General features: G+C 70.4%; 17 protein-coding genes. All 17 read right to left on the reverse strand.

Going from position 1 to position 24,873, the window contains the following annotated elements:
* Positions 1-14: 14 nt before the first annotated feature.
* Positions 15-683 carry a DUF3047 domain-containing protein gene (locus HYV14_06270; GenBank protein MBI2385601.1) on the reverse strand — a complete coding sequence of 223 codons (669 nt, stop codon included), beginning with the start codon at positions 681-683 and terminating at the stop codon, positions 15-17.
* On the reverse strand, positions 680-1,483 hold the full coding sequence (locus HYV14_06275; protein MBI2385602.1) for a hypothetical protein: 804 nt from the start codon (positions 1,481-1,483) through the stop codon (positions 680-682). The genes HYV14_06270 and HYV14_06275 overlap by 4 nt, the downstream gene beginning before the upstream one ends.
* Before the next feature lie 3 nt (positions 1,484-1,486).
* A complete protein-coding gene (locus tag HYV14_06280) occupies positions 1,487-7,069 on the reverse strand; it encodes a hypothetical protein (protein ID MBI2385603.1) in 5,583 nt (1,860 codons plus the stop codon).
* Positions 7,070-7,211: 142 nt separating this feature from the next.
* Positions 7,212-8,321, reverse strand: coding sequence for a glycosyltransferase (locus tag HYV14_06285; protein MBI2385604.1), 1,110 nt, complete (start codon positions 8,319-8,321; stop codon positions 7,212-7,214).
* Position 8,322: 1 nt separating this feature from the next.
* Entirely contained in the window at positions 8,323-9,426 is a 1,104-nt protein-coding gene (locus HYV14_06290) for a DegT/DnrJ/EryC1/StrS family aminotransferase (GenBank protein MBI2385605.1), read from the reverse strand.
* Between the two features lie 17 nt (positions 9,427-9,443).
* Positions 9,444-10,910 carry a sugar transferase gene (locus HYV14_06295; GenBank protein MBI2385606.1) on the reverse strand — a complete coding sequence of 489 codons (1,467 nt, stop codon included), beginning with the start codon at positions 10,908-10,910 and terminating at the stop codon, positions 9,444-9,446.
* A gap of 38 nt (positions 10,911-10,948) precedes the next feature.
* Complete coding sequence (locus HYV14_06300; protein ID MBI2385607.1) at positions 10,949-11,962, reverse strand: class I SAM-dependent methyltransferase; 1,014 nt, start codon at positions 11,960-11,962, stop codon at positions 10,949-10,951.
* 36 nt (positions 11,963-11,998) lie between these two features.
* Positions 11,999-14,005, reverse strand: coding sequence for a hypothetical protein (locus HYV14_06305; GenBank protein ID MBI2385608.1), 2,007 nt, complete (start codon positions 14,003-14,005; stop codon positions 11,999-12,001).
* Positions 14,005-15,102 carry a glycosyltransferase gene (locus HYV14_06310; GenBank protein ID MBI2385609.1) on the reverse strand — a complete coding sequence of 366 codons (1,098 nt, stop codon included), beginning with the start codon at positions 15,100-15,102 and terminating at the stop codon, positions 14,005-14,007. The genes HYV14_06305 and HYV14_06310 overlap by 1 nt, the downstream gene beginning before the upstream one ends.
* A complete protein-coding gene (locus HYV14_06315; GenBank protein MBI2385610.1) occupies positions 15,099-16,382 on the reverse strand; it encodes a hypothetical protein in 1,284 nt (427 codons plus the stop codon). Before HYV14_06315 ends, HYV14_06310 begins: the two co-directional genes overlap by 4 nt.
* Positions 16,369-17,067: a glycosyltransferase family 2 protein gene (locus HYV14_06320; protein MBI2385611.1), complete on the reverse strand. Its 699-nt coding sequence runs from the start codon at positions 17,065-17,067 to the stop codon at positions 16,369-16,371. Before HYV14_06320 ends, HYV14_06315 begins: the two co-directional genes overlap by 14 nt.
* Entirely contained in the window at positions 17,067-18,272 is a 1,206-nt protein-coding gene (locus tag HYV14_06325; GenBank protein ID MBI2385612.1) for an O-antigen ligase family protein, read from the reverse strand. The genes HYV14_06320 and HYV14_06325 overlap by 1 nt, the downstream gene beginning before the upstream one ends.
* Positions 18,273-18,282: 10 nt before the next feature.
* Positions 18,283-19,755: a hypothetical protein gene (locus HYV14_06330; protein ID MBI2385613.1), complete on the reverse strand. Its 1,473-nt coding sequence runs from the start codon at positions 19,753-19,755 to the stop codon at positions 18,283-18,285.
* Positions 19,752-22,124 (reverse strand): oligosaccharide flippase family protein, encoded by a 2,373-nt coding sequence (locus HYV14_06335; protein ID MBI2385614.1) that lies wholly within the window; start codon positions 22,122-22,124, stop codon positions 19,752-19,754. The genes HYV14_06330 and HYV14_06335 overlap by 4 nt, the downstream gene beginning before the upstream one ends.
* Positions 22,121-22,879 (reverse strand): polysaccharide deacetylase family protein, encoded by a 759-nt coding sequence (locus tag HYV14_06340; GenBank protein MBI2385615.1) that lies wholly within the window; start codon positions 22,877-22,879, stop codon positions 22,121-22,123. Before HYV14_06340 ends, HYV14_06335 begins: the two co-directional genes overlap by 4 nt.
* Positions 22,876-23,850 (reverse strand): peptidoglycan bridge formation glycyltransferase FemA/FemB family protein, encoded by a 975-nt coding sequence (locus HYV14_06345; protein MBI2385616.1) that lies wholly within the window; start codon positions 23,848-23,850, stop codon positions 22,876-22,878. Before HYV14_06345 ends, HYV14_06340 begins: the two co-directional genes overlap by 4 nt.
* Positions 23,844-24,872: a DegT/DnrJ/EryC1/StrS aminotransferase family protein gene (locus HYV14_06350; GenBank protein MBI2385617.1), complete on the reverse strand. Its 1,029-nt coding sequence runs from the start codon at positions 24,870-24,872 to the stop codon at positions 23,844-23,846. The genes HYV14_06345 and HYV14_06350 overlap by 7 nt, the downstream gene beginning before the upstream one ends.
* Position 24,873: the final 1 nt, after the last annotated feature.

The following is a 24,873-nucleotide window of genomic DNA, read 5'->3' on the forward strand; positions in this document are numbered from 1 at the left end:
TATTCTAGCAAGGTCTATCGGCCGCCGAGCGTGACATCCGCGTACCAGGCCTCGGCGTCGCCGCCGGTGTCGTCGGCGTCGGTCATCAGCGCGATCCCGGCGTAGGGAGGCGGCTCCGAGCCGAACAGCCGCCGGTAGTCCTCGAGCACGTCGCGCTCCTCGGAGCGCCACTCCCCGGCGGCGGAATCCCCCGAGCGCACGGCGACCATCATCACGCGGTCCGTGTACGGGCTCGGCGCGGACTCCCCGGCGGCGAGCTTGTTGGCCCAGACGTACGCGATCGCGTTGTGCGGGGGGTATTCGCCCCGGAGGGCCTTGACCGCCCCGTACTTGAGGCGCGCGGCGAGGCCGACGCGGGAGGGCTCGTACTTGAAGGTGATGTACACCCGCGCGGCGTAGTCGTCTCCGGCCTTCGAGCTCTCGTCTCCTTTCGGAAGGGTGCCGGCGATCTTCCAGCGCCAGCGCAGGACGGGCGCGGACGCGACGGGTCCCCGGTGCCGGTAGACGAGGCCCGAGGCCGAGCCCGAGGCGCGGGCGTGGACGGCCCCGGAAGACGGGCTCCACTCGTAGGCCGTGTGCGCCTTGACCTTGGGGAATTCCAGGGGCTCCCAGCGCTCCGGCAGGCCGTTCGGCGCGACGGCGGAGGCGGTGGAGAGCAGGACGAGCAGCGCGGCCGGATTCATAGGCGCGGGGAGGCGCGTTCGGCGTCGATCCCGATCCGGCGGCTCATCTTCGACGGCTCGACCGCGCGCGTTCCGGCGTCGAAGGGCGCGCGCACGGCGAACGAAAGGTGGTCGTCGCCGGCGACGGCGCGCGTGAGGACCTTCGCCTGCTCCGGGCTCACCCTCAGCTGGACGGTGGCCCACTCCTCGTCGCCCTCGGGCGGGGCGGCCCGCAGGACCGTGAGGTCCTGCATCACGGTCACCGCCGTCAACTCGGATCTCCCGCCGGCCTTGTAGCCCTGACGCGCGACGATCACGTCGAGACGGTCGCCGAAGGCGATGAATTCCTGCTGGTCGGGGTAGACGAGCACGGCCAGGCCGCGCTGGTCTTTTCCCAGGATCGGGGGCTCGACGGGGGGATCCTTGCGCTTCAGGCCGCCCGGTTCGGCGGACAGCTTGTTCAGGAACAGGCGGTCCTCCCGCTCGACGGCCAACGCGGCGACCTGCGCTTCCTCGGGCGAGAGGGCGAGCGCGACGAGGCCCGTCCCCTCGGACCAGTCGTTCTTGACGCGCAGGACCTCGGCGCGGGACGCCAAGTGCTCGGAGCGGATGTCGCTCGTGGCGTCGGCGCGCGGGGTCTCGACCATGATCAGGACCTCGACGGCGTCGCCGGCGGCCAGGAACTGGGTCTGGCTCTTGTCGATGGCGAGGGCGAAGGCGCGCTTGCCATCGGGAGGAAGAAAGGACGCGCCGGCGTCCGACGGAGGCGTCGGACGGCAGGCGGCGAGGACGGCGGCGAGCAGGATCGCGCGGGTTCGCATGGTCTAGAACTGGAAGGTCAAGGTGGTCCCGAAGGCGAAGGCGACGAAGTCCTCTTCCTTGAGGAAGCGGTGCCACAGGCGCTGCGCCGAGCCGTTGAGCGTCATGCGCAGGTTCTTCGCGATCTCGTAGTCGCCGCTGGTGTTCAGCGAGAACAGCCGGGAGTTGTCGGCGACCGTCACGGGCGAGCGCCGTTGGGCGAGGGATGCCGACGTCGTCCAGATGATCCGGTTCGTGAACAGGAGGGGCTTGGCCGAGCCGGGCAGGCGCAGTCCCGCGGGCAGGGCCAGGTCCGCGCGGACGAGCACGCTCGGCGTGATGACCTCGACGTCCTGCGTCTTCACGCCGGTGCCGAGCTTGGTGATGTCCTTCGCGTAGTCGACCTTCGGGGTGATGCGGAACTTGCGGATGTCGAAGGTGACCTGGGTCGTGACGTCCTCGTGCTTCGTCTCCTGGGTGTTCGCGGCGATGCGCAGGTCCTTGTTCTTAGACGCGCGCTGGTTGTAGCTGACCAAGGTCTCGTATCTTTTGATGACGATCGTGCGCAAGGAGGTGGCGAAGGCGTTCTCGGTGTTCAAGGTCGAGCCGACGTTCTCGGTCGTGCGGATCGAGTACTTGAAGTCTATCTGGGTGTTGGCCATCCAGCGTTCGCTGTATAGGAGCTGTTCGAGCTGCGCGAGGCTCACGACGGCGTCGGGCAAGGTCCGCGAGATCGTTTTGGACGGCGTGCCCGTCACCTCGTTGCGCTGGACGCTGAGCACGTAGTTGTTCGACAGCGACAGCGAGCGCCAGGCCGCCTTGCGCCCGCGCAGGTCGTAGCCGTCGAGCGGCGACCAGCGCTGGGTCGAGTTCCAGATGTCGCGCAAGGTCAGGTTGACCCGCTGGGCGACCGGGTTCGACGGCCGCAGCGGGGTCCGGATCCAGAGCGCTTTCTGCGGCGAGAGGCCCTTCTCGACCTGGTTCCAGACGTCGCCGTCCTGGAGCTGATAGCCGGAGATGACGTTGACCGAGCGGAACAGCTTGGACCGCGGGAAGATATCGCTGATCTGGATCGGCAGGCTGATCGACGCGTTCGCCGAGCGGTTGACGGTCTTGATGTCTCCCGGCGTGAAGACGTAGGTCGAGCCCGCCAGGACGAAGGTGGAGACCGCCAGGATGTTGTTCTCGATCGTGTCGATCTGATAGTTGACCTGCGGGTTGAGCCAGCTCAGCAGGCGGTAGTTCGACGAGAAGCCGGCCGACTGCGAGAACGACTTCGGGTAGCGGGTCGAGACCGGGGCGACCCCGGTCGAGTCCACGCGGCTTTCCGTCACCTTGGTCATCGACCACGACGGGTTGAAGGAGGAGCCGGTCCACGGCGTGAAGGTCATGCGCAGGCCGTAGGAGTTCGTCCGCTCCGCGGTGTCGAAGTTTCCGGGACTTCGCTTGACGACCGGGTCGTCGAAGGTCACGTCGAAGCGGGTGTGGCCGGCGTTGGCGTCGATGGTCCGCGGCAGGAACCGGCTCTGCGAAGGCACGCCGTACTGCATCGTCCCGTTGTAGGTCTGCCGGTCGTCGAGGCGGGTCAGCAGGTCGTACTCGATGCGGTTGCGCGTGTGGGACAGGTTCAGGCGCGGATAGGCGCCGTAGGCGATGTTGCCCTGCGCCGAGCCGACCCAGGTCGTGACCTTGCCCTGCTGCAGGAGGTTGACGAGGTTCGAGAGGTTGCCCGTCTGCACGGTGCTCGGGGTGTCGGTGATGTGGCGGTTGATGCTGAAGCTCATCGGGAACCACGCGAGGCGCGTCAGGTTCAGGTAGCTCGCGTCCTCGGTGTTGTCCTGGTTCGACACGACCGAGGTCGGCGTCTGGAAGTTGCGGTCGATCGCGCGGTGCTTGAGGCCGAACGTGCCCCAGCCGGGCGCCTCGAAGTCGGCCTGGATCTTGTTCGCGGTGCCGACGCGGGTGACGGGCTCGGCCACGTGGATCTCGTTGAGGAAGACGGCGCCGGCCGGGTTCGCGCCGGTCCGGGACATCACGCCGGCGACGAGCTGTCCGACCTGCTGGAGGCTGGGGTTGCCGCTGGACACGACGACGGCGCCGGGGACGTCAGGGGCCCAGCCGTCCATCACGGAATCCTTGTTCCGGTCGGTCTGCTTGACGCGGATCTTCCGCCAGCCGGTGAAGGTGATGGGGACCTGGACCTCGAAGTAGTCCTGGTCGGAGCCCGCCCGGAGGAAGAAGGTCTGGTTCCCCGTCGTGTCCGCGCCGGCGGCGTTGCCGAACAGCAGGAAGTTGAAGTCACGGTGCTGGCTGATGTCGATCGCGCGCGAGAACACGCGCTTGGTGTAGACGGTAGTGCCGGAGGCGAGATTCGTGAAGGCCAGTTGGAGCGCCTGCTCGGAGAGGTTCTTTGTGTTCGACTGCTTCTGCAGGCTCGAGAGGCTGCCGTACAGGTCGTTGAACACCTGGGAGGCGTCGCCGGCGGCGTTGAAGATCGGGGTGTAGGTCGGGTTGTCCACGCTGTTGACCGGCGTGACCGTCAGCGACTCGCCGTTGAACGTCGCGCCCGAGCCGGCCACCGCCGGATCGCCGGCGGCGCCGCGCTGCCAGGTATTCCCGACGACGGCGATGCGCGCGAACTTAATAATGCCGTTCGTCGCGCCGCCGCCGGCGGGTTTGCGGATGGTTACGCGCAGATGCTTGATGTTGGTGAAGCGGGTGATGGTGGCCGTCGAGATGTTCAGCGGGATCTGGAAGGTGTGCCAGGTCGGACCAGCGAAGTCTATCGATGTTCGTTCGGCGGTCGCCGCGGCCGTCACGTCGTGCAGAGTGTTCCCGCCCGGAACGCCTGGGGTCCCCGCCACGCCGGTCCCGGACGTGCAGTTGCCGCCGCCAATACACTTGTAACCGAAATCCGCTCCGCTGGAATCGTCGGGGTTGAGGAAGCCGTTCTTGTTGAGGTCTTCGCTGTCTAAAATGCCGTTGCCCGCGCCATAGGGTTGGGTTGGAGCGACGGTATACTGCCAGCCGTTGTCCTCGGTCGGCTGGAGGATGCCGTCGCCGTTCGCATCCTCCGTCCCCATTGCACCGTTGCCGTCCGAGTCCTCGTCGATACCGCCGAGGCGGAAGTTCAACTGATTGTTGCTTCCGTCGCCTAACATGACGACCTCGAGGATGGTCTTCTGGGACATGTCCACGCCGGAGACCGAGAACGGGAAGACGATCGACACTTCATCATTGTCGACAAGCGGGGTCGCACCGCCGCCGCCGTACTGGAGTTGGAGTACTTTCTGGCTCTCGCCGGAGCCGGCCTGGGCGCGCGGATTGATCTCGAGGATGTTGACGTCCTCGGAGATCCAGTTCAGCTTGTTCGGCGCGGCAGGACCGTTGACGCTCCCGAGAGGGTTGGAGGCGATCTGCCACTGTGATGCCAAGGTCGGCGCCTGCTCCTCCTGCTTGATGCCCTCCATGTTGTCGATGAGGGCGTAGGGATTCAAGTTCAGGTTCTGCCGGCTCTGGGCGAACTCGCCGGCCAAGGTCACGATCAGCTTGTCGCCGATCTTGAGGCGCTTGACCTGGGCGTCGAATTCGTAGACGAGCAGGCTTTTCGCGAGCTCGGTGATCTGCGGGACCGTCGGCGACTTCGAGCCGGCTTGATACAGGAGCGTGGAGCCGACGGAATACCGGCCCTCGGGGCCCCATTCGTGGGAGACGCGCGAGCCGAGCAAGGTGTCGTTGTTGATGTTGGCGAAGGGGGCGACCTCGAAGCTCATGTCGATGGTCGAGGAGGGCCCTATGCGGTCCGGGTTGAAGAAGGTGATGAAGCCGGCCTCGTAGTCGATGAAGTAGTCCACGTTGCGGGTCAGCTTCTGCCCGTCGAGGATCACGATCTCGGACTGGACGACGAGGTTCGGCTCGAGGAAGAAGGTCTTGAAGCGGTAGTTGTACTCGATGCGGAACAGACGCTTGGAGATCGGGGTCTGGGCGTAGACGTCGGGGTCGGGCGTGGTCGGCGAGGAGTTGCCGACCGAGAAGGGCTGCTTGAGCCGGAAGATGCCGTTCTCGAAGTCGACCTCGATGGTGTCCGGGTATTTCTGGACCGGGTCCAGGCCGGGGCCGACCTCGACGCGGTTCAAGTCGAGGACGCGCAGGATGAAGTTCCCGCGGCCGTTGTCGCGTACGATCTGGTTCTGACCGACTGAGTAGAACGTCTTCAACTCGCGGTTGTAGCCCGCCTCGGTCTGCGTCGAGATGATCGGTATGTCCGAGGCGGTCTTGATGATCTTGAAGCGGTCGGGACGGGCAAGATTTGGAATCAGCGTGCTGCTCGAGCTCTGGAAACGGAGCTGATTGCCGAAGTTGTCCTCGTAGTCGATGGCGACCACGTACTGGGGCAGAAGCTGGTTGCGGAACTGGAGGATGCCTTTCGCGTAGTCGATCGTGTAGTCCTGGCCGGCGACGAGGGGCAGGAACTTGCCGGTGAAGGTCGAGCTGTCCACGCAGTTGAGGCCCACGCAGACGATATCGTCGACGACCAAGGTCTGCTCGTTGAGGTTCGTGACGCCGACCTCCTGCTTGGCCAGGAACACCCGCTCGGTGCCGGCGCGGACGGGAAGGCGGGACACGTTGCCGAAGGTCACGTCGTAGTACTGGCGGCGCAGATAGGAGATGTCCTGCAGGTCGGTCGCCACGAACTGGGAGTTCCCGGTGAACTGCTTGGTCTTCGTGGTTCCCTTCGTGCGCGAGCCGATGAAGGTGGAGCGGAAGCCCTTGTACTTCACGTCGGCGCGGATGCCGAACAGCTGCTTGTTGTAGGAGACGAACTCCGTCGCGGGCAGGGAGAGGTCGATGTCGCCGAAGGAGACGTTCTGGACGACCTCGTTCGGGTCGCCCTGGTAGACGACGGAGATGTCCTGCTGGTTGAGCTTCGTGTCGTCGTAGTCGACGTTGACGGTGATCTTCGGCCCGACCTTGCCTTGCATGCGCAGCTGCAGCTGCTGGTCGATCTCGATGAGATTCGTCGTTTGAGCCCGGCCCGTCGTTTTCTGCGAGTTGAGGAAGCGCTTCTCGGAGAAGTTGAAGCCGATGACCTTGCGGCCCGTCACGGACAGGCTGGTGCCGTAGGTCGGCAACTCGACCTCGGGAGGCGGCGGCTTGGGGGCGGCGGTCGAGAGCGCGACGTCCGAGTCGAGGAGCAGGGAGCCGCCGTCGGGACCGGTGCGCTCCTCGCCCGGCTCCTCGCCGCGGTCGACCTGCTCGCGCACGCGCTCGAAGCGCGAGGCGTCGTACTGGATCGGCGTCATGCCGGCGCGCACCTCGCCGGGGTCGCGGGGCGTCTTCGCGGGCTCGGTCGACGCGGCGGGGGCGGGCGTCAGGAAGCCGCCTCCCTCGGGGCGGTCGAGGAGCCGGAATCCGTCGGCCGGCGGGAGCGCTTCGACGGAGGGCTCCTCGACGGGCGCGGTCTTGACCGGCTCGGACTTCGCGGGCGGAGGAGGGAAATCCGGATCGTACGGCGCGCTGAACTGGGCGAGCGCGGGGAAAGCGGCGAGGCCCGCGAAAACCGCGAGCGACGCCGCGCCGATGATCCGTCGGATGCGCGTGGAGAGCAAGATGTGGTATGTGATCCCGCCCCCCTGAAAAAGCGGGACGGCGCATTAAGGTCGGCGTTCCTTAATACGCGCGCGCGAGATGTGGGGCAGTATATCGGAACGATGTTACGCCGTCAATACGAACGGTCGCTATAGGGAAAGATCAGCGGGAGGCGACGGAGGTGTAGGCGTCCTGGTACTCGTCCATCATGCGGCGGACGGTGAACTTCTCCATGACGGCGGCGTGCGCGGCCGCGCCGAGGGCGGCGCGGCGTTCGGGGCTCTCGGCCAGGTCCTTCAGCGCCTTGGCCAGGGCGGCGGGAGAGCCCGGGGGGACCAGCACGCCGGTCTTGCCGTTCTCGACGACCTCAGGGACGCCGTCGACGGCGGAGGCGACGACGGGCAGGCCGAGCGCCATGCCCTCGAGCAGGGAATTCGGCAGGCCCTCCCACAAGGACGGCAGGCAGGCGATGTCGAAGGCGGACAGCCAGGTGACGATGTCGGGGCGCTCGCCGTACAGCCAGACGCGCGTCTCGAGCTCGTGCTTGCGGATCTGGGCCTCGAGGCGGGGGCGCTCGGGCCCTTCGCCGAGGATCACGCAGCGCAGGTCGGTCTTCTTGAGCCGCGCCATGGCCTCGATCAGGAACGAGAAGCCTTTCTGCTTGTCGAGGCGGCCGACGGCGCCGACGAGGACGTCGGCGGAGCCCAGCCGGAGCTCCATGCGCCGCTTCTGGCGGTCGACCTTGGAGACGGGCCAGCCGGCGAGGTCCACGCCGTTGCGGATGGTGAGGACCTTGGCCGGGGCGTAGCCGAGGCTGCGGACGAGGTAATCCCGGCTCGCGTCGCACTCCGCGATGAGCAGGTCGTCGCGGCCCTTGAGCGCGCGGTCGAGCAGCAAGGTCCAGACCGAGCGGGTGCGGTAGTGCACGCGCGGCGAGCTGACGAGCTTGAAGGCGAACGGGACCTTGGGCTTGGCCAGGCGGCAGAGCTGGATGGCCTTGAACATGACGGCGTGCACGACGTCCGGGCGCAGGCGGGTGATGACCTCGGCCAGGCGGGCGGCGTCGGCGGGGCGGGGCGTGCCCGTCAGGCCCAAGGTCTCGACGTGCAGGCCCTGCTGCTTCAGCTTCTGAGCGTAAGGGCCTTCCGGCTTGACGCTGACCACGCCGACGGCATGATGGCGCTTCGGGTCCAGGAGCGTGGCCAAGGTGTACAGCGTCTTCTCCGCTCCTCCGACCGTCGTCGACGTGCTGACGAAGAGGATGCGGGCCAAGCTATTTGAAGAAGCGGCGGACCGTTTCGACGACGCGCCCGGCGTCCGCGGCGGACAGCTCCGCGAACATGGGCAACGACAGGGCCTCGCGCGAGGCGGCTTCCGTGACGGGCAGGGCCCCCGCCTTCACGCCGAGCGCGGCGTAGGCGGGCTGGAGATGGACCGGCGTCGGGTAGTAGACGCCGCAGCCGATGCCGTGCCGGCGCAGGTCCTCGGCCAGCGCGTCGCGCCGGTCGGTGCGGATGGTGTAGAGGTGAAACACCGGTTTGCTCGATTCGGACCCCAGAGGGGGTCTCTTGAGGGGAAGTCCCGCGAGTCCCTCGTCGTAGATCGCGGCGACTCGTCGCCGCGCCGCCGTCCAAGCCTCGAGGCGGAGCAGCTTCACGCGCAAGATGGCCGCCTGTATCTCGTCGAGGCGGCAGTTGTGCCCGACGCGCACGTGATCGTAGCCTGCCGCGGCCGAGCGGCCGCAGTTCCTCAATTCGTTGACGGCGTCGCGCAGCTTCGCGTCGTTCATCGTGACGGCCCCGGCGTCGCCGGCCGCGCCGAGGTTCTTCGTCGGGTAGAAGCTGAAGGCGCCGAGGTCTCCGATGGAGCCGGTCGGGCGGCCCTTGTAGGTCGCGAGATGCGATTGAGCGCAATCTTCGATGACGGCGAGGTTTCGTGAACGAGCCAACGACAGCAACGGATCCATGTCACAAGGCTGGCCGAAGATATGAACGGCGACAACGGCTTTGGTTCTCGGTGTACAAGCGCCTTCCACCGACTTCGAATCCAACGTCAAAGTGATCGGATCAATATCCGCGAAGATCGGCTTAGCACCCAATACGGAGACCGCGGTCGCCGTTGCGATAAAGGTGAACGACGGCACGATCACCTCGTCGCCCGGGCCGACGCCCGCGGCTTCCAGCGCCAGCTCCAGCGCGGAGGTGCCGGAATCGACGCCGAGGCAGTATTTCGCGCCGACGGCCTGCGCGAACTCGACGTCAAAAGATTTGTTTTCAGGACCCAGGATGAAGACTCCCGAATCGAGCACGCGCGCGACGGCCGCCTTCGTTTCGGCGCCGATCTCGGCCTGCTGGCCCTTCAAGGAGATGAGAGGAATGTCGACGGCGATCGCGGTCAATAGGCCCCCTTGCCGAACAGCATCACGGCCGGCGTTTTGATGATGATCTCGAGGTCTAAGCCCAGAGACCAGTGCTCGATGTAGAAGAGGTCGAGGGCGAAGCGCTGCTCGCTCGACACGTCGGAACGGCCCGAGACTTGCCAAAGACCCGTGATGCCGGGAAGGATGTTCATGCGCTTCTTGGCAGTGGCGCCGAAGTCGCGCTCGAGGGCCTCGACCTCGCCCGTCGTCAGGGCGAGCGGGCGCGGGCCGACGACGCTCATGTCGCCGAGCAGCGCGTTGAGGAACTGCGGGAACTCGTCGAGCGAGAAGCGGCGCAGCCACTTCCCGACGCGCGTCACGCGCGGGTCGCTCTTCGACTTGAAGAAGGCGCCTTTCTGGTCGTTGAGGCCCTTCACGGAGTCGATCCTCTGCTCGGCGTCGACGACCATGGTGCGGAACTTGAACGCCTCGAACACCTGTCGCTTGAAGCCGTAGCGCTTCTGCGTGAAGAGGATCGGGCCCGGGGAATCGAGCTTGATGAGGACGCAGATGACGAGCCACAGCGGGGCGGTGGCGGCGAGGAGGACGGCGGAGAAGACGACGTCGAAGACGCGCTTGGCCAGGAAGTTGGCGCGCGTCAGCGAGGCGTGCTTGATGCGGTAGGCGGGTATGCCGAGATGGTGGTCCATCTGGACCTCGCCCATGCGGATCTCGAGCAGGTCGGGCACGAGGGCGAAGCGGATGCCGCGCGCGTCGCAGGCCTCGGCCGCGGCGAGGATGCGCTCGTGGGCGTCGCGCGTGCGCAGGACGATGACCTCGTACCAGTTCTTCTCGTCGAGCAGGCGGTCGAACTCGGCCGGGGCGGCGAGCGCGGGCGTCTCCCGGACCTCGGCTCCGGGGTGGCGGGCGAGGATGCGGTCCTTGAGCACGGCCGCCACCGAGCCGCCGCCGACGAGGAGGACGGGCCGCGCGGCCTCGAGGCCGGCCAGCCATTCGTCGAACCATAGGGCCAAGGTTTGAGACAGGCTCAGCAGGACGATGCCGATGGGGAAGACGACGGCCAGCATGACGCGCGAGTAGGCGAGGCGCTCGTAGAGGAACGCGGCCGCCAAGGTGGCCAAGGTCCCGAGGGCCGCGGCCTTGACGAGCTGGATGAAGCGGTCCGCCGCGCTCATGAAGGACGCGGAATAGACCCGGTTCGAGCGCAGGAGCAGCAGCCAGATCGGCACCGCGGCGTAGAGCAGGCCCTGGTACTGGTCCCAGCCGACGGCCTCGCCCGAGAGGGGGATGCGCGACACGAGCCAGCTCCATTCGAACCGGGCCCAGAAGGCGACGCGGTAGGCCGCGGCCACCGCGAGCGCGTCGAAGAGGAGATGGCCGGCTGTGCGCAGGCCGTGGCGGAGCCAGGGGGGCAGGCCCACGGCCGGGGCGGAGCGGAGCGCCGGGGCTTGCGCTTTGCGCGTGCGGTTCTGTAGGGCCATGCGGGAGGGATTGTATCAATTCCTCCTAGACGGAGGAATCAGCGTTTGCGCGCGACGAGATCCAGGTCGTCGCCCCGGGAACGGGCGGCGAGGGCCTGGCATTCGGGCAGCAGGGCGAAGACCTCCTCGCCGGGCGGGAGGGACGCGGCCTGCTCCGGAGCGAAGGCGCGCATGATGTAGAGCAGGACCTCCGGCGTCGGCGGGGTGACGAGCGAGACGATGTCGAAGCCCAGCGACTCCAGATGCTTCCTCAAACAGGCGGGGTTGAAATAGAAGAGATGGCGTGGAGCCTCCACGGCCCGGGGGAAGCGCTCATAGGTCGCGCCGTCGTAGTTGGGCACCGAGATCACCAGCAGGCCGCCGGGCTTGAGCAGGTCCCGGGCGCGGGCCGTGTAGGAGGCGGGGTCGTGAGCGTGCTCGAGGGAGTGGTTGAAGCGCACGACGTCGTAAGCCCCCGACGGCAGGTCCGCGCCGAGGAGGTCTCCTTGGGTGACGCTCAGCCCCGCGGCGCGCGCCTCGGCGCAGGCGCGAGGGTCGGGCTCGACGCCCTCCGCCGTGACTCCCCGGCGAGACAGCCAGCGAAGCGAGTAGCGGCGTCCGAACGGATGGAAAGTCGTCCCGGAGCCGCACCCGACGTCCAGCAGGCGCGTCCCCGGGGCGGGCACGAGGGCGGGGGAACGATATCCGCGGATGGCGTTGAGCCAGCCGAGGCGGCGGGCGATCGGGAGCACGGGGCAGAGCAGGGCGGCGAGCAGCGGCGAGCCGCCCGGCGCGAAGGCCGAGCCGAGGACGGATTTCACGGAGTCCTTGAGGGATTCCAGCCGGCCCGGGCGGTAGAAGCTGTAAGAGGAAGGGTAGTAGCGTCCGATCGCCGCGGGGGTCGGGCGCTCGCGGATGAACATCAGCCCGCACCCCCGGCAGCGGGCGTGCAGGAAGGACTCTTCGGTCGTGCGGTGGACGAAGTCCGTCTGCGAGAAGAGGTCCTCCAGGTCGCGGCTGCCGCAAAGAGCGCAAGCATCCACGCGCTCCCTATCGGGGATCCCAGTGGTCACGCGACACTATAACAATTCCTCCGGACGCCGAAGGAATCAGCGCTTGAGCGCGAGCGGGACCTTCACGGTGCCGAGGGCGCCGGCGCCGCCGTCGGGAGCGATCTCGTAGGCGTCGAGCTCGAGGACGGCTCCGGGCGCGAGGCCCGCGGCGGGGCGCCGCAGCAGGAAGGTCTGACGGAGCGTTCCTCCCGGCCGGAGCCCGAGCCCCGAGGCGAGGTCGTCGACCAGGGGCCAGATCATCGGATAGGGCTTCCGGGTCCCGCGCGAGGGGAACACGGCATCCAGGAGGAGGGCGCCCGAGGCGTCCTTGAGGCGCGGGATGTAGGCCAAGGTCGTCCTCGGCGCGGCGTCGACGCGCCATTCGAGCTCGAGGACGGTCGTCCCATCCCGGACGAAGGCGGACGCCGCGAGCAGGGCCAGCCTCCCGGCGCGGGGAGCCTCCGGGCCGGCGCGCCGGGCGGGGCCCGCGGCCGAGGCGGCCAAGTAGACGTCCGCCGGCGCGGACCGGACGGTCGCGCAGTCCGCGTTGGGCCGCAAGGGGAGGTCCTCGATCGCTCCGTCCGGGCGCTCCACGCGCAGGCCGGACACGCAGGCGAACGAACGCGTCTCGGGGTCGAAGGACAGGAGATTCGCCTCGCCCGCCGGCAGCCACCGGAAGTTCGCGGCCGGGGCGATCGAGAGGTCGTTGCGGAACACGACGCCCCGTCGCGTCGGCGAGAGCTCGTAATCCCCGTTGAGCAGCGGAGGCCGGTCCAGCGCGCGTCCCGCGGCCATGACCACGTCGTGGGGGAGATTGAACGCCGGGGCGCGCCGAAGGTAGCGCGGGGCTCCGGTCACGAACACCGCGTCGACCGGGGGCGACAGCCTTCGGACCGCCGCGGCGAACTCGCGGCGCAGGCGGTGCGAGTCGATCCACTGAGTGCCTTCGTGGACGTTCGAGACGGCGGCCGCCGCGAAGAAGAGGCCCGCCGCCCAAGGAAGCGCCGCGGCCGCGCGGCGGCCGCGGGAGGCGGCGAAGGCTCCCGCCGCGGCGAGCGTCAGGGACCATCCGATCGAAGGGAGCAGGTTGTGCCGCGGGCTCAGGAACCAGAAGAGGTTGGGGGCGTAGGCCAGCAGGGTCCAGGCCGCGCCCCCCGCCGCGGCGGCGAGCCAGCCGGAGCCGCTCGTCCAGGAGGCGAGCGGAGCGGACTCGTCCCGGGCCTCGGCGCGGACCGCCCGGACGAGCCAGAACGCGGCGGCCAGCGAGAGGGCGACGAGCGGCAGGCTCCAGGCCCAGTGCGCGTGGGAGCTGGTCGGCCACGGAAGGACGCCTTTGCCCACGGCGACGGCCGCGTCGCGGCAGCGGTGGAAGAAGTCCTCCCAGCGGATCAGCGGGCGCCCGCCCGAGGCGTGGGGCGACAGGTAGCGCAGCGCGATGTGGGTCGCGTTCAGCGCCAGCAGCCCGGCGGCGGCGCCGTAGGCCGTCCGGCGCGGGGCGGCGTCCCGGCTCCACGCGACGGCCAGGAGCAGCGGCCATAGGAAGAAGACCTGGTCGTAGGTGAACAGCGCGACCGCGTAGACGGCGCAGGCCGGCAGCCGCCGCCCGCCCGCCGCCAGCAGGAAGGCGGACAAGGTCAGGGCGGCGGGGATCTGACATTGCGGGATCAAGGTGATCCAGAAGTGGGTCTCGCCGTGGTTCGGCGCCACGGCGAACGCCGCGGCCGCGGCGAGCGCGACCGAGCGCAGGCCGGTGAGCCGGCGGACGAGGAGGAACAGCAATGCGGCGTTCAGGGCGTCGAAGGCGAGGCCGACGAGGTGCATCCCGGCGACGGAGCCGCGCGTCAGCTCGAGGAGGCCGTAGAAGAACGGGATGTGGAGGTTCCGCCCGGGCACATAGTGGAGGAACTCGAGCCAGAGCCTCTCCGGCGAGGCGCCTGCGAGCAGGTCGAGGAAGGAGAAGTCGTCGAGATAGAGCCCGCAGAAGGGGACCGTGAAGAGGAACGGCGCGGCGCCGAGGATCGCCGCGGCGAGCGCGAGCCGCCGGTCGCCCTTCGGTCCGTCCATCACGGCCGTCCGGCGCCGTACAGGCGGGACAGCTCGGCGATCATCCGGTCGCGCGAAAAGCCCCCGCGGACGCGTTCGCGGCCCGCCGCGCCGAGCTTGAGGCGCAGGGCCTTGTCGTCGATGAGCTGCTGGCAGCGCTCGAGCAGCTCCATCTCGCTCTTCACGATGAACCCGGTGACCCCGTCCTCGACGGCGTCGCGGTTGCCGGCGTTGTCCGAGGCGACGACCGGAAGGCCGGCCGCCATGGCCTCGAGGACGGCGTTCGGCAGGGCGTCCCAGCGGGAGTAGTGGACGAAGAGGTCGAGCGCGCGCAGGCGCTCCCGCGCCTCCTCGGCCGGCTTCCAGCCCGTGATCTCGGCGCGGCCCGCCAGGTTCATGTTCTCGAGCAGGACCCGCGCCCGGGCCTCGTCGTCGCCTCCGCCGATCCAGACGCACTTGAGCCCGTTGCGGGAGTCGGTCAGGCGCTGCGCGAGCAGGATCCACGCGTCGGGGTTCCGCGCGTAGGTCAGGCGCCCGCAGGAGCCGACGGCGATCCCGTCGTGAGGCAGCGGCTCGAGGAACTCGCCGAGATAGGCGTCGCAGACCGTGTGCACGGGGCCGCCGCCGAGCGCGCGCGCCGCGGCGGCCTCGCCGGGGGCGCAGGCGATCGTCTCGCCGAAGCGGGCGGCGGCCTTCTCGACGGTCTTGTAGAGCAGGCGTGAGGCCGCGGAGCGGTCCTGCTGGAGGAACCCGTAGCCGTGAGGCGTGTAGAAAACGGTCTTGATGCCGGCGGCCCTGGCCGCGGCGCGGGCGAGCACGCCCGCCTTCGAGGAGTGCGCGTGGACCACGTCCGGACGATGCTCGGCGAAGAGCGCCCGGAGCTTGCGCAGGGCCTCGAGGTCGTCGACCGGCGAGATCTCCCGGGTCATCTCGGGGACGAAATACGCGGCCCTGGCTCCCGCGCATTCGGCCCGGTAGGCGTCCGGAGAGCCTCCGCGGACCGCGTAGACCAAGGACACCGCGAAACGCGCGGGATCGAGGCCGTTGCAGATCGCGGCGACCTGCTCGCCCGTCCCTCCGGGTCCGCCGCACTCGACGACTTGAAACACCTTGATCATGCGGGCTCCAGGCCGAGCAGGCGAAGCGCCTCCTCGGCGGCGAACGGGAACATCATCGGGCAGTAGAGCAGCTTGTGGCGTCCGGCGCTGCCCAGGTCGAATTCGAGCAGGGCGGCGCCGACGGTCATCGTCGCGAAGAACGCGGCCAAGGCGAGGCGCTGGGGGGATCTCCGTCCGCGGACGGCTCCCGCCAAGGCGAGGCAGGCCAGGACGAGGAGCGTGACGTTCTCCGCGGCCGCGGCCCAGCGTCCGGGCTTCCCCTCCAAAGGATAAAGGCCGGGAAGGGGCATGAAGAGCACGGTCAGAGCGCCTTTCGGCACGTAGAGCGCGACGTCGAGCCAGGTCTTGAAGACCTCGCCGGGATAGATCTGCGTGCCGATAGTCCTTCCCGCCTCGGTCGCCGCCCATTGCCGGTCCGCCGCTTGACGGACGTCCCGGAAGCGGCTGATCCCCTCCGGGGAGGTCGGGCTGTGGGTCACGTACGCGTCGGTCGTGTCGATCGTGACCGGGATCAAACGCGGCGCGATCCGATCCTGGTCGGCGGCGCCGAGCTCCTGGGTATGGAAAGCGGCGAGGATGGTCCGCGCGCCGTAAGGAAAGAACGCGAGGGCCAGCATGAGGACGGCGGCGGTCAGCGCCGCGTTGGTCCGGGGCGGGCGCCGCGCCGACAGACCGAGGGCGAGGAGCAGCGCCGTTCCCAGGGCGATCGGGAGATAAGTCCTCAAAAAGCCGGCGCAGAGCAGCGCGGCGCCGGAGCTCAGGGCGAGCGCAATCGTCCGGGCTCTCGGGGCGCCCGCGTCGAACCCCGCGGCGAAGGCGGCGCCGAGGGCGGCATAGACGAGCAGCGCGATGGGGGCTTCCTTCAGGTTCTGCGACGTGAAGAAGACGTGGGACGGCCACGCGGCCAAGGCGAGTCCGGCGAGCGCCGCCGGAAGCGCGGGGAAGGCCCCGGACAGCGTCCAGGCGAACGCCGCGACGGCGAGAGCGCCCAGGAGGGCGTTCAGGAGCTTGAGCAGGAAAGGGCGGACCCCGAACGTCCTGTAGACGCCGAGGGAGACCGAGGTCTGCAGGCGTTCGGCCAGCGAGCCGTTGAAGCGCGGCGCGCGGCCCGCCCGGATGTCCTCGAGCGCGCCGACGGCGTTTTCGTGGGCCAGGGACGCGTCCGTGTAGTAGTAGGCGGGGAAGAGGGGGTGGAACTCCGTCGCGGTCGCGCAGGCGACGCGCAGGGCGAAAGCGAACGCGGCCAGGGCCGTCAGCGGCCGGGTTCTAATCCAGGACACGGTAGCGCAGGAGGCAGAGCAGGTAGGAGAAGCCGTCCTTCCAGGTGATCTTCTTGCCCTCTTCGTAGGTGCGGCCGGAGTAGGAGATGGGGACCTCGTAGATGCGCATGCGCCGCTTGCAGATCTTCGCCGTGATCTCGGCCTCGATGCCGAAGCGCTCGCTGCGCAGGGGGACGGCCTTGATCTTCTCCGTCAGGAAGACCTTGTAGCAGGTCCCCATGTCGGTCAGGTTGATGTTGTAGAGCACGTTCGTGATCAAGGTGAAGACCATGTTCCCGAAGTAGTGCCAGAAGAAGAGCACGCGGTGCGGGCCGCCGAGGAAGCGCGAGCCGTACACCGCGTCGGCGCGGCCGTCGAGCAGGGGGACGAGCAGGGCGGGATAGTCCGCGGGATCGTATTCGAGGTCGGCGTCCTGGACGATGACGAGCTCTCCGGTCGCGTGCGCCAGGGCGGTGCGCAGGGCCGCGCCCTTGCCGCGGTTGCGCTCGTGCAGGACGACCTTAGCCCGGCCGCCGAGGTCCTTGAGGAGCTCGCGCGTGCCGTCGGTCGAGCCGTCGTCGACGATGACGATCTGCTTCGCCGCGGGGATCTCCGCCGCCTCGACGCGGCGCAGGAGCTCGAGGACCGTGTCCTTCTCGTTGTAGACGGGGATGAGGATGGAAAGCGTTTTCTTCACCGGGGACATTATAGGTTTTCGCCTCGCGCGCGAAGGGGCGTCGTGCCCCAGGCCCAGATGAACAGCACGAGAGTCGTCACCTGTTCGTTCTGAAAGGCGACCTCGGTCAGGTTCATCACGAGGAACGCGGCGACGGCCGCGAGGGCCCACAGCGCGCGTGATCCGGTCTCCAGGCGCGCGGCGCGCCAGGCGCCGGTGAGGAGCGTCCCGAGCGCCGCCGACAGGGCCGCCGCGCCGAGGATCCCGCGCTCGGCGAGCTGGTGGAGGTAGAGATTGTGGGCGGAGCCCCATACGTTTTCGTTGTCGAGGGAGCCCTGGAAGTAGGTCGTGAACAGGGTCCGGTAATGCGAGGGGCCGACCCCGGTCCAGACATGGTCGCGGAACATCCGCCACGCGGACGACCAGAGGACGTAGCGGGCGTTTTGAGAGTCGCGCGGGTTGAAGTCCACGACCAGGCGGAACAGGGAGCGGCGATCTCCCGTCGGGAGGAACTCCCAGGCCGTCGCGATCGCGAGGAGGACCGCGGCGATCCAGGCGCCGACTCGACGCGAGGCGGGATCGAGGGCGCAGACCGCGGCGAAGCCTGCCGCCGCGGCGAAGATGGAACTGCGCGTCTGATTGAACACGAGGAGCGCGACGGTCGCCGCCATGAGCGCGCCCGCGAGTCGCCGGGCCGCCGGTCTCCGAAAAACCTCGTTGGGGCGGACGAACGCGCACAGTCCGCCGAGGAGGCAGAAGGTCAACTGCTCGCCGTACGCGACGGGATGGACGAAGGCATGCGGGCGGGGAAGAGGAAAGCCGGGCTGGCGCTCCATGATCGCGACCGCGGCTTGACCGGCTCCGACCGCCAGGATCACCGTGAAACCAGCGGCCAGCGCCGCCCAGACGGCCGGCACCGTTTCCTCGGAGAACGCGGCGGTGAGGAGGAGCAGGACCCACAGCTTGTGGAAGTCCTTGGCGTTGTCGTGAAGGCTTTGGGCGGGCCCGGTCCCGAAGCACGTCGCCGCCAGGCCGGTGAGACAATAGAACAGGATGGCCCAGACGGCGGGAGTCTTCTTCCAGGCGTTCACCACCGGCGCCGCGCCGCCGGTGGTCCAACGAGCGAACAGGGCGAGGGTCAAAAGCGCGAGGGCCGCATTGGTCGCCGCGATGGAGACGGGTAGAACCGCAGCCACGAGAAGGACCGCTGCGGCGACGGGCGTCAGGGAACGCATGAGGGAGAGTCTACCAGATGAGCCGGAGCACGGTCGCCGTGACGCCGGGGGCGAGCGCCACGTTCATCCCGGGCTTGGTCTTGAGCTTCCCGGAGACGGTCATCGCGAGGACTCCCGCGTTCGCCTTATTCAGGAAGGCGGGCAGTTCGGACTCGGGCACGCCGTCGACGAGGACGAGCGTGTCGCAGGACTTGTCCTTGAGGCGGATGAGTGCGCCCTCCGCCGAGGCCTGCGCGTAGCCGAGGCTGACGAACTTCAGCTCGAGTCCGCGCATCGCGGCGAGAGAGGCGAGGTTGTTCGCGTTGAGCCGGGGATCCTCGAGAGCGACGGCCGCGACCCTGCCCCCCGCGGCGGCGACGGCGTCGACCAGCGCTCCTCGGTCCCAGCCCGGGTCGGCGCTCGGCGGGGAGGTCCGGAAGGTCCGGGCCGCGCAGACGCAGAGCCCGGCGCCCAGCAGCAGGGCGGCCGCGGCCCCGCGGGCCGCCGCGCCGCGGAAGGAGACGGCGGCGCGGCCGGCGAGGAGGGCGACGACGGGCAGCAGAGGTGCGATCAGCCGCGGCTCGCGGTTGACGCCGGCGGCGTAGACGAGCAGCGGCGCCAGGCCCCACAGCGCGGCCCGAAGGCCCGCGCCCGCCCTCTCGCGGACGGCGAGCGCGGCCGCGGCTCCGACGGCGGCCATCGCCGCGGCGAGCGGCCACGACAGCGCGTCGCGGAGTATGGCGGCGGCCCAGTCGAGCCGCGCGCCGAGGCCGCCGCCCCCGGCGTAGTCGCCCGCGACGCGGCCGAAGCCCGCGCTCCAGGCGAAGCCGAGCACGTACGGGAGGTTGACCGCGTACCAGGTCGCCGCGAGCGGGACGGCGACGAGCAGAGCGAGCTTCGCGTGCGGCTTGAGGCGTTCGCGCGCGGGCCAGGCGAAGCCGGCCGCGACGAGAGGGAAGGTGACCTTGGCCAGGAGCCCGAGCCCGAGGAGCGCGCCGAGCCGCCAGCCCTCGCGCCGGTCGCCGGGCTTCGCGGCGGCGCAGCGCCAGGCCCACAGTCCGAGGAGGGCGGTCACCAAGGTCTCGACGAGGAAGACGCGCGAGAGGCCGTAGGCGAGCGGGGTCAGCGCGCACAGCGCTCCGCCGAGCGCGGCCGCGTCGCGCGCGCGGGGATGGCCGCGCCACCACTCGGCCGCGGCGCGCGACCAGGCCCACGCCCCGAGCGCGGCGAGCGGCAGGTTGACCCACACCGCGACGCGCTCGCCGGGACCGAGGACGGCGTACAGCGGCAGCGGCGCGAGCGAGATCAGCGGCGCCTTGATCCGGAAGGCTTCCAGGTAGGCGTGAGCGAACTCGAGCGGGCCGGATCGGAGCGCGGCCCAGAGACGGAAGCTCGTCTCCAGGTACCATGCGTCGTCGAACGTCGGGGGCGCGGCGTTCCGCGCGACGTGCCAAGCCGTGGCCCCGAGTGCGGCGGCCGCCGCCGCCGCGCAGAGGCGTCTCACGCGCGACGCCTCTCCCAGAGGGCGACGGCGCCGTAGAGGACGAGCCCGCCCGCGAAGGAGAGCATCAGCGCCAGCGCCGCGCCGAGCACGCCGAACGAAGGCACGAGCCGGGAGGTCAGGGCCAGGTTCCCGAGCCCCGCGGCGAGAGCCCCGGCCACGGACAGGCGCAGCCCCGAGTAGTCGCGCGCGGCGTACAGCGCCGAGATCGCGCCGTGCAGGAGGATGAGCGCCGCGGCGCCCGCGAACGCCGCCGCCCAGCCGAGGTCGAGGTTGTAGCGGCGGCCGAACAGCGCGATGCCGCCGATCGCGGTCGCGCCGAAGAACGCCCAGGCCGCCAGCAGGCCGGGCGCCGCCGCGCGCCGGAACAGGGCCCAGATGTCGCGCTGGCCCTCGGCCCCGCTCGCCATGGGGACGAGCACCGCCTGCAGCATGTAGAGGAAGGCGAGCGCGACCTGCACGGTCGCCGTGAAGTAGGCGCTGAACAGCCCGACCTCCTGGGCGCTGGCGTGATGGTTCAGGAACAGGCGCGCGGGAGCGAGCACGCACGCCGTGGAGAGCAAGGTCGGCGCTGCCGTCGCGGCGTAGCGGCCGACGGCCTTCACGAAATCCCATTCGAAAGCGAGGCGCAGATAGTGCCGCAGGGTCCACAGCGCGTAGACGGAGCTGGCCAGCAGGCTGCCGATGAAGGCCAGGACCATCGCGCGATGGTCGGCTCCGAAAGACACCACGAGGCCGATGAGGAGTATCGGCGCGGCGATGCCGTAGACCGTCTCGACGAGCCCTCGGTGTGCGAAGCGCTTGAGGCCCAGCAGCGGGCTCGACAGGACCTGGCTCAGGGCGGTGGCCGTCGCCAGGAGGGCGGACAGCGCGAACAGCTCGGCGGGCAGGCCCATCGCGCGCTCGAGCCAGTAGTGCGCCCCGGCCATCAGCGGCAGGCTCAGCACGGCCCAGGCGAGGAACGAGGCGAGCGCGGTGCTGACCAGCCGCGCGCGCCGCCCCTCGTCGTGCTCGTCGGCGATGAGCTTGCTCGTCGCCAGCGGGAAGCCCAGCATCGGGATGATCTGCAGGTAGGCCGCGGCGGCGATGACGAGGTTGGCGCGGCCGTACTCGACGGGGCCGAGCAGGCGTCCGGCCAGCAGCTGCATGAGGAAGGTCGAGACCCGCGCGGTCCCGTACAGCACGCCGATCCAGCCGAGGCCCGACAGCAGCGCCCGGTGGCGGGGGAGCGCGGACGGGGCCGGCGCGGCGGGGGCGGTCTTGCGGGCGTCCGCGACGAGGGCGTTCAGGCGCGCGAAGACGGTCTCCTCCGCGTGCGCGCGCGCCGTCTCGACCCGCTCGTCCCGGGAGGCGTCCCGGTCGAGCGCGCGGGCCGCCGCGACCCAGTCGCCGGGCGTCCGGCAGATCGTGAGGACCTTCGACAGCCCCTTCAGGGCGGGCAGCGGGCTGGCGAGGACGGGACGGCCCGTCGCGAGGCACTCGAAGGTCTTCGCCGGGATGACGCCGCGGTTGTACTCGTCGTTCACGTAGGGCAGGAGCAGGGCGTCGTGGTCGGCCAGCATCGCCGGCAGCTCCTCATGCGGGTAGATCCCGCGGAAGACCACCGACGGGGGCAGGGGCGGCGGGGCCTCCTTGACCGGGCCGATCATCTCGATCTCGTAGCCGGCCTCGGCCAGCGCGCGGATCGGCGCGTAGTCCAGCGCCCGCCACACCGTCCCGAAGTAGCACAGGCGCCGGCGCGGCCGGTCCGGCGGCGGGGGCAGGAAGAACGCGCGGCTCACGCCGTGGTGCAGCTCGACGACGTTGGGGTGCAGCGGCTTCTTGTCCTCGTACAGCGTGCGCGAGGTCGTCAGCACCAGCCCCGCGCGCGCCATCAGCGCGGCCTCGGTCTCGGCGAGGTTCGGCGGCGGCGAGGGCAGGCCGTAGAAGTTGTCCACGCAGTCGTAAACGACGAGCGAGGGACCGAGCCGGTCGAGGATGGCCAAGGTCGTGGCCGTCGGCAGGTAGGCGAAGACCACGGGGCCGCGGCGAAGCCCGCGGTCGTGGAGGAGGTCGGCCAGGCGCGGGGCCAGCAGGGCGGCGTTGGCCTCGCGGAACAGCTTCCTCGTGGGCGGAAGGACCATCGGGCTGACGACGGAGATCCCCTTGGGGACGCGCGCGTGCCTCGCGCTGCCTCCGTGCCAGGCGCGGCTCAGCCGCCCCGTCACTCGTCCGAGGTCGCGCAGGCCGGGCTCGCGAAAGCCCGTGTTCTCGACGAAGAAGACGCGGTGCCCGGCCTTCGCCCACTGCTCCGCGAAGGCGTGGTGGCGCTGCCGCGTCGCGTCCCACTCCACGCTGGAGAGGATGACGACGTCGAAGGGACGCTCGCTCATCGGGACGCGGGGTCGCCCTGGCGCAGGGCGAACCAGTCCCAGGCCCCGGAGGCCTTGCCTTCGAAGTCGCGTTCGTCGTCGAAGCCCGTGACCTCCACGCGCTTCAGCAGCAGCGGCTCGCGCTCCGGCTCGTTGAGGCCGTACAGCGAGCAGGCCGCGCGCGTGAAGCCCGCGGCGCGCGCGGCCGCGGCGGCGCGGCGCGAGGCGGCGCCGTGCGGCCAGGTCATGACCGAGACGGGCCGGCCGAGGGCGTCCTCGAGGCGGCGGCGCGAGCCGGACAGTTCGCCCGCGAGGTCGGCGTCTCCGAGCCCGTCGAGGCGCGCGTGCGTGAGGCCGTGGGCGCCGATCTCGCAGCCGGAAGCGAGCGCGAGCTCCTTGAGCTCGGGCCAGGACAGATGCGGCCGGCCGGCGTCGAGCAGGCCGGGCGTGACGCAGACGGAGAAGGGAAGCGACAGGCGCGCGAGGACGGGCGCCGCGGCCGTCAGCGCGTCCCGGAAGCCGTCGTCGAAGGTCACGGCGAGCTCGGCGCTCCCGTCGAGCCTCGCGCCGCCGAGCGAGACGGGCTTGCCGAACCGTCCGGAGGCGACCGCCTCCATCTGCCGCGCGAACGACTCCGGGGAGACGCTCAGTCCGTAAGGATCACCGGGGATGACCGTACCGACGGCGTGATAGCCGAGGACGCGCAGCCCGGCGCGGCCGGAGGGGCGTCCCGCGGCGCGGGCGACCGTCCGCCACAGCGAGTGCGTCCAGCTCACGCGCTCTTCCCGAGCTTCAAGGCGATCAGCGCGCCCGCGGGGCGGCGCAGGACGGGCGGCGACGCGAAGTCCCACTCGCCGAGCGTCGTGACGAGGCGCGCGCCGAGGCCTTTCTTGAAGTCGGCGACGCCGGGCGCGGCCGCGGGGTCGGCGCCGCCGAGGTCGTAGGTCTTCGCGCCGAGGCGGCGCGACTCGAGCACCAACGACCAGAGGCAGGCGTAGGAGGCGTACACCTTGCGCGCCTCCTCCGTCGCGGCGGCGAGAAGGTCGACCGCCGAGGTCCCGAACACCGCGCACGCGCGCAGCGCGACGGTCCGCCCGTCGACGACGGCGCGGCGCAGGAGGAAGGAGCCGCCGAGCGCGCGCGCCATCGAGCCCAGCTCGCCGGCGCGGTGCTGGGGCGGCAGGCCCTTCAGGGCCTCCATGGCCTTGTAGACCTTCTCCATCTCGACCGGATCGGGCTCGGACCAGGGCGAAGCCTCGGCGCGCGCCTGGCCCCGCTTGAGGTTGTGGCGCCAGTTGGTCGAGAGGCCGGCGAGCAAAGCGTCGGGCTCGGGCGTCAGGTCGAGCAGGTAGGTCATGTTGCGGTCGAGCGGCGTCGCCGGGCGCTGCCAGCCCGCGGCGCGCAGGGCGCGGTCCGAGGCGTCGTCCGCCTCGCGGTAGGAGCAGACGCGGCCGTAGGTGAACGAGCCTCCGGCGGCCGCGGCCAAGGTTTCGCGCAGGGCCGGCGTCCAGAGCGCGGGCTCGCCGACCGGGCCGCCGCGGGCCCACAGGAGGCGCCCTCCGCCGGGAAGGTCCTTGGACAGCGCCTGCGCCGCGGCGCCGTCGGCCAAAGCGCGAGCGGGCCGCCAGCCGGAGTCGGCCTTGTGACGCGCCCAGGCCGAGGACTGGAAGGCGTTGGCTCCGGGCAGCGCCGCCAGGGCGGCGTCCCACTCCGCGTCGGAGCCCGCGAACACGCGCCAGGTCACCATAGGAAATGGACCAAGGCGACGGTGCGGTCGGCCTCCGGCGCGGAGCCGAGCACCGCGGCGGGCAGGTCGGGCCAGGGCAAGGTCGTCAGGCCCTCGGCGGCGAAGACGGCGCGCGCGGCCGGAAAATCATTCGCGCGGAAGGCGTAGCCGTACGGCACGACGCCGTCGGGCAGGGAAGGGAAGACGGGGGCGAGGCCCGCGCGCCGCGCGAGTCCGTCGCACAGGGACCAGAGGGCGCGGCGGCGCGACGCCTCGATGGCGGGGTCGGCGCAGACGAGCGGGCGTCCCAGCTCGAGGCAGGGCGCCGCTGGCTCGGGCAGTATCCGCTCCGAATCCGGGTCGGAGGCGACATGTCCGCTGGCGTCGCCGCGCAAGGTCCTCATCGCGGTCAGGCCCATGTGCGCGCTCAAGGCGCCGGCGAGGGCGAGAAGCGGGCGCGCCGCGGCCTTGAGCGCGGGCCGGCGTCCCGGGAGCGGCTCGAAGGGGACCTGCGCGGGCAGGCGCGCGGCCAGAGCCGGGTCGGAGGCGACGAGCGCCCCGCCGTTGGGCAGGGGCAGGGACTTGCGCAGGCTGAGCAGGCCGAGCGGCGCGCGGGTCCCGAGCAGGCGGCCCGCGGCGTCGCGCGAGAACAGGGCGTGGGCGGCGTCCTCGATCAGGACCGCGCCGCAGCGCCGCGCGTAGGCCTGAAACGGCGCGAGGTCCTGCGGCCAGCCGAAGAAGTCCACGGCCAGGACCGCGCGCGCGTCGGGCCAGCGCGCCTGGTCCTCGTCGGGCGACAGGTCGGGACGCACGCCGTAGAACGCGGGCTCGGCCCCGGCCGCGGCGACGGCGGAGAGCAGGTCGCGGCAGACGAACGAGGGCAGGAGCACTCGCCCGCCCGCCGCTCCGGCGAGCCTCAGCGCCTCGACGAGCGCGTTGCGGCCGTGGCCGTAGAAGCGCACGGCCGCCGGCGCGAACAGGTCCTCGACGCGCCAGGGCGACTTGGCGCGCGGCGGGCAGTACACCGTGGAGGCGAGGTCCATC

It is taken from the genome of Elusimicrobiota bacterium (genome assembly GCA_016182905.1).
Taxonomy (GTDB): domain Bacteria; phylum Elusimicrobiota; class Elusimicrobia; order UBA1565; family UBA9628; genus GWA2-66-18.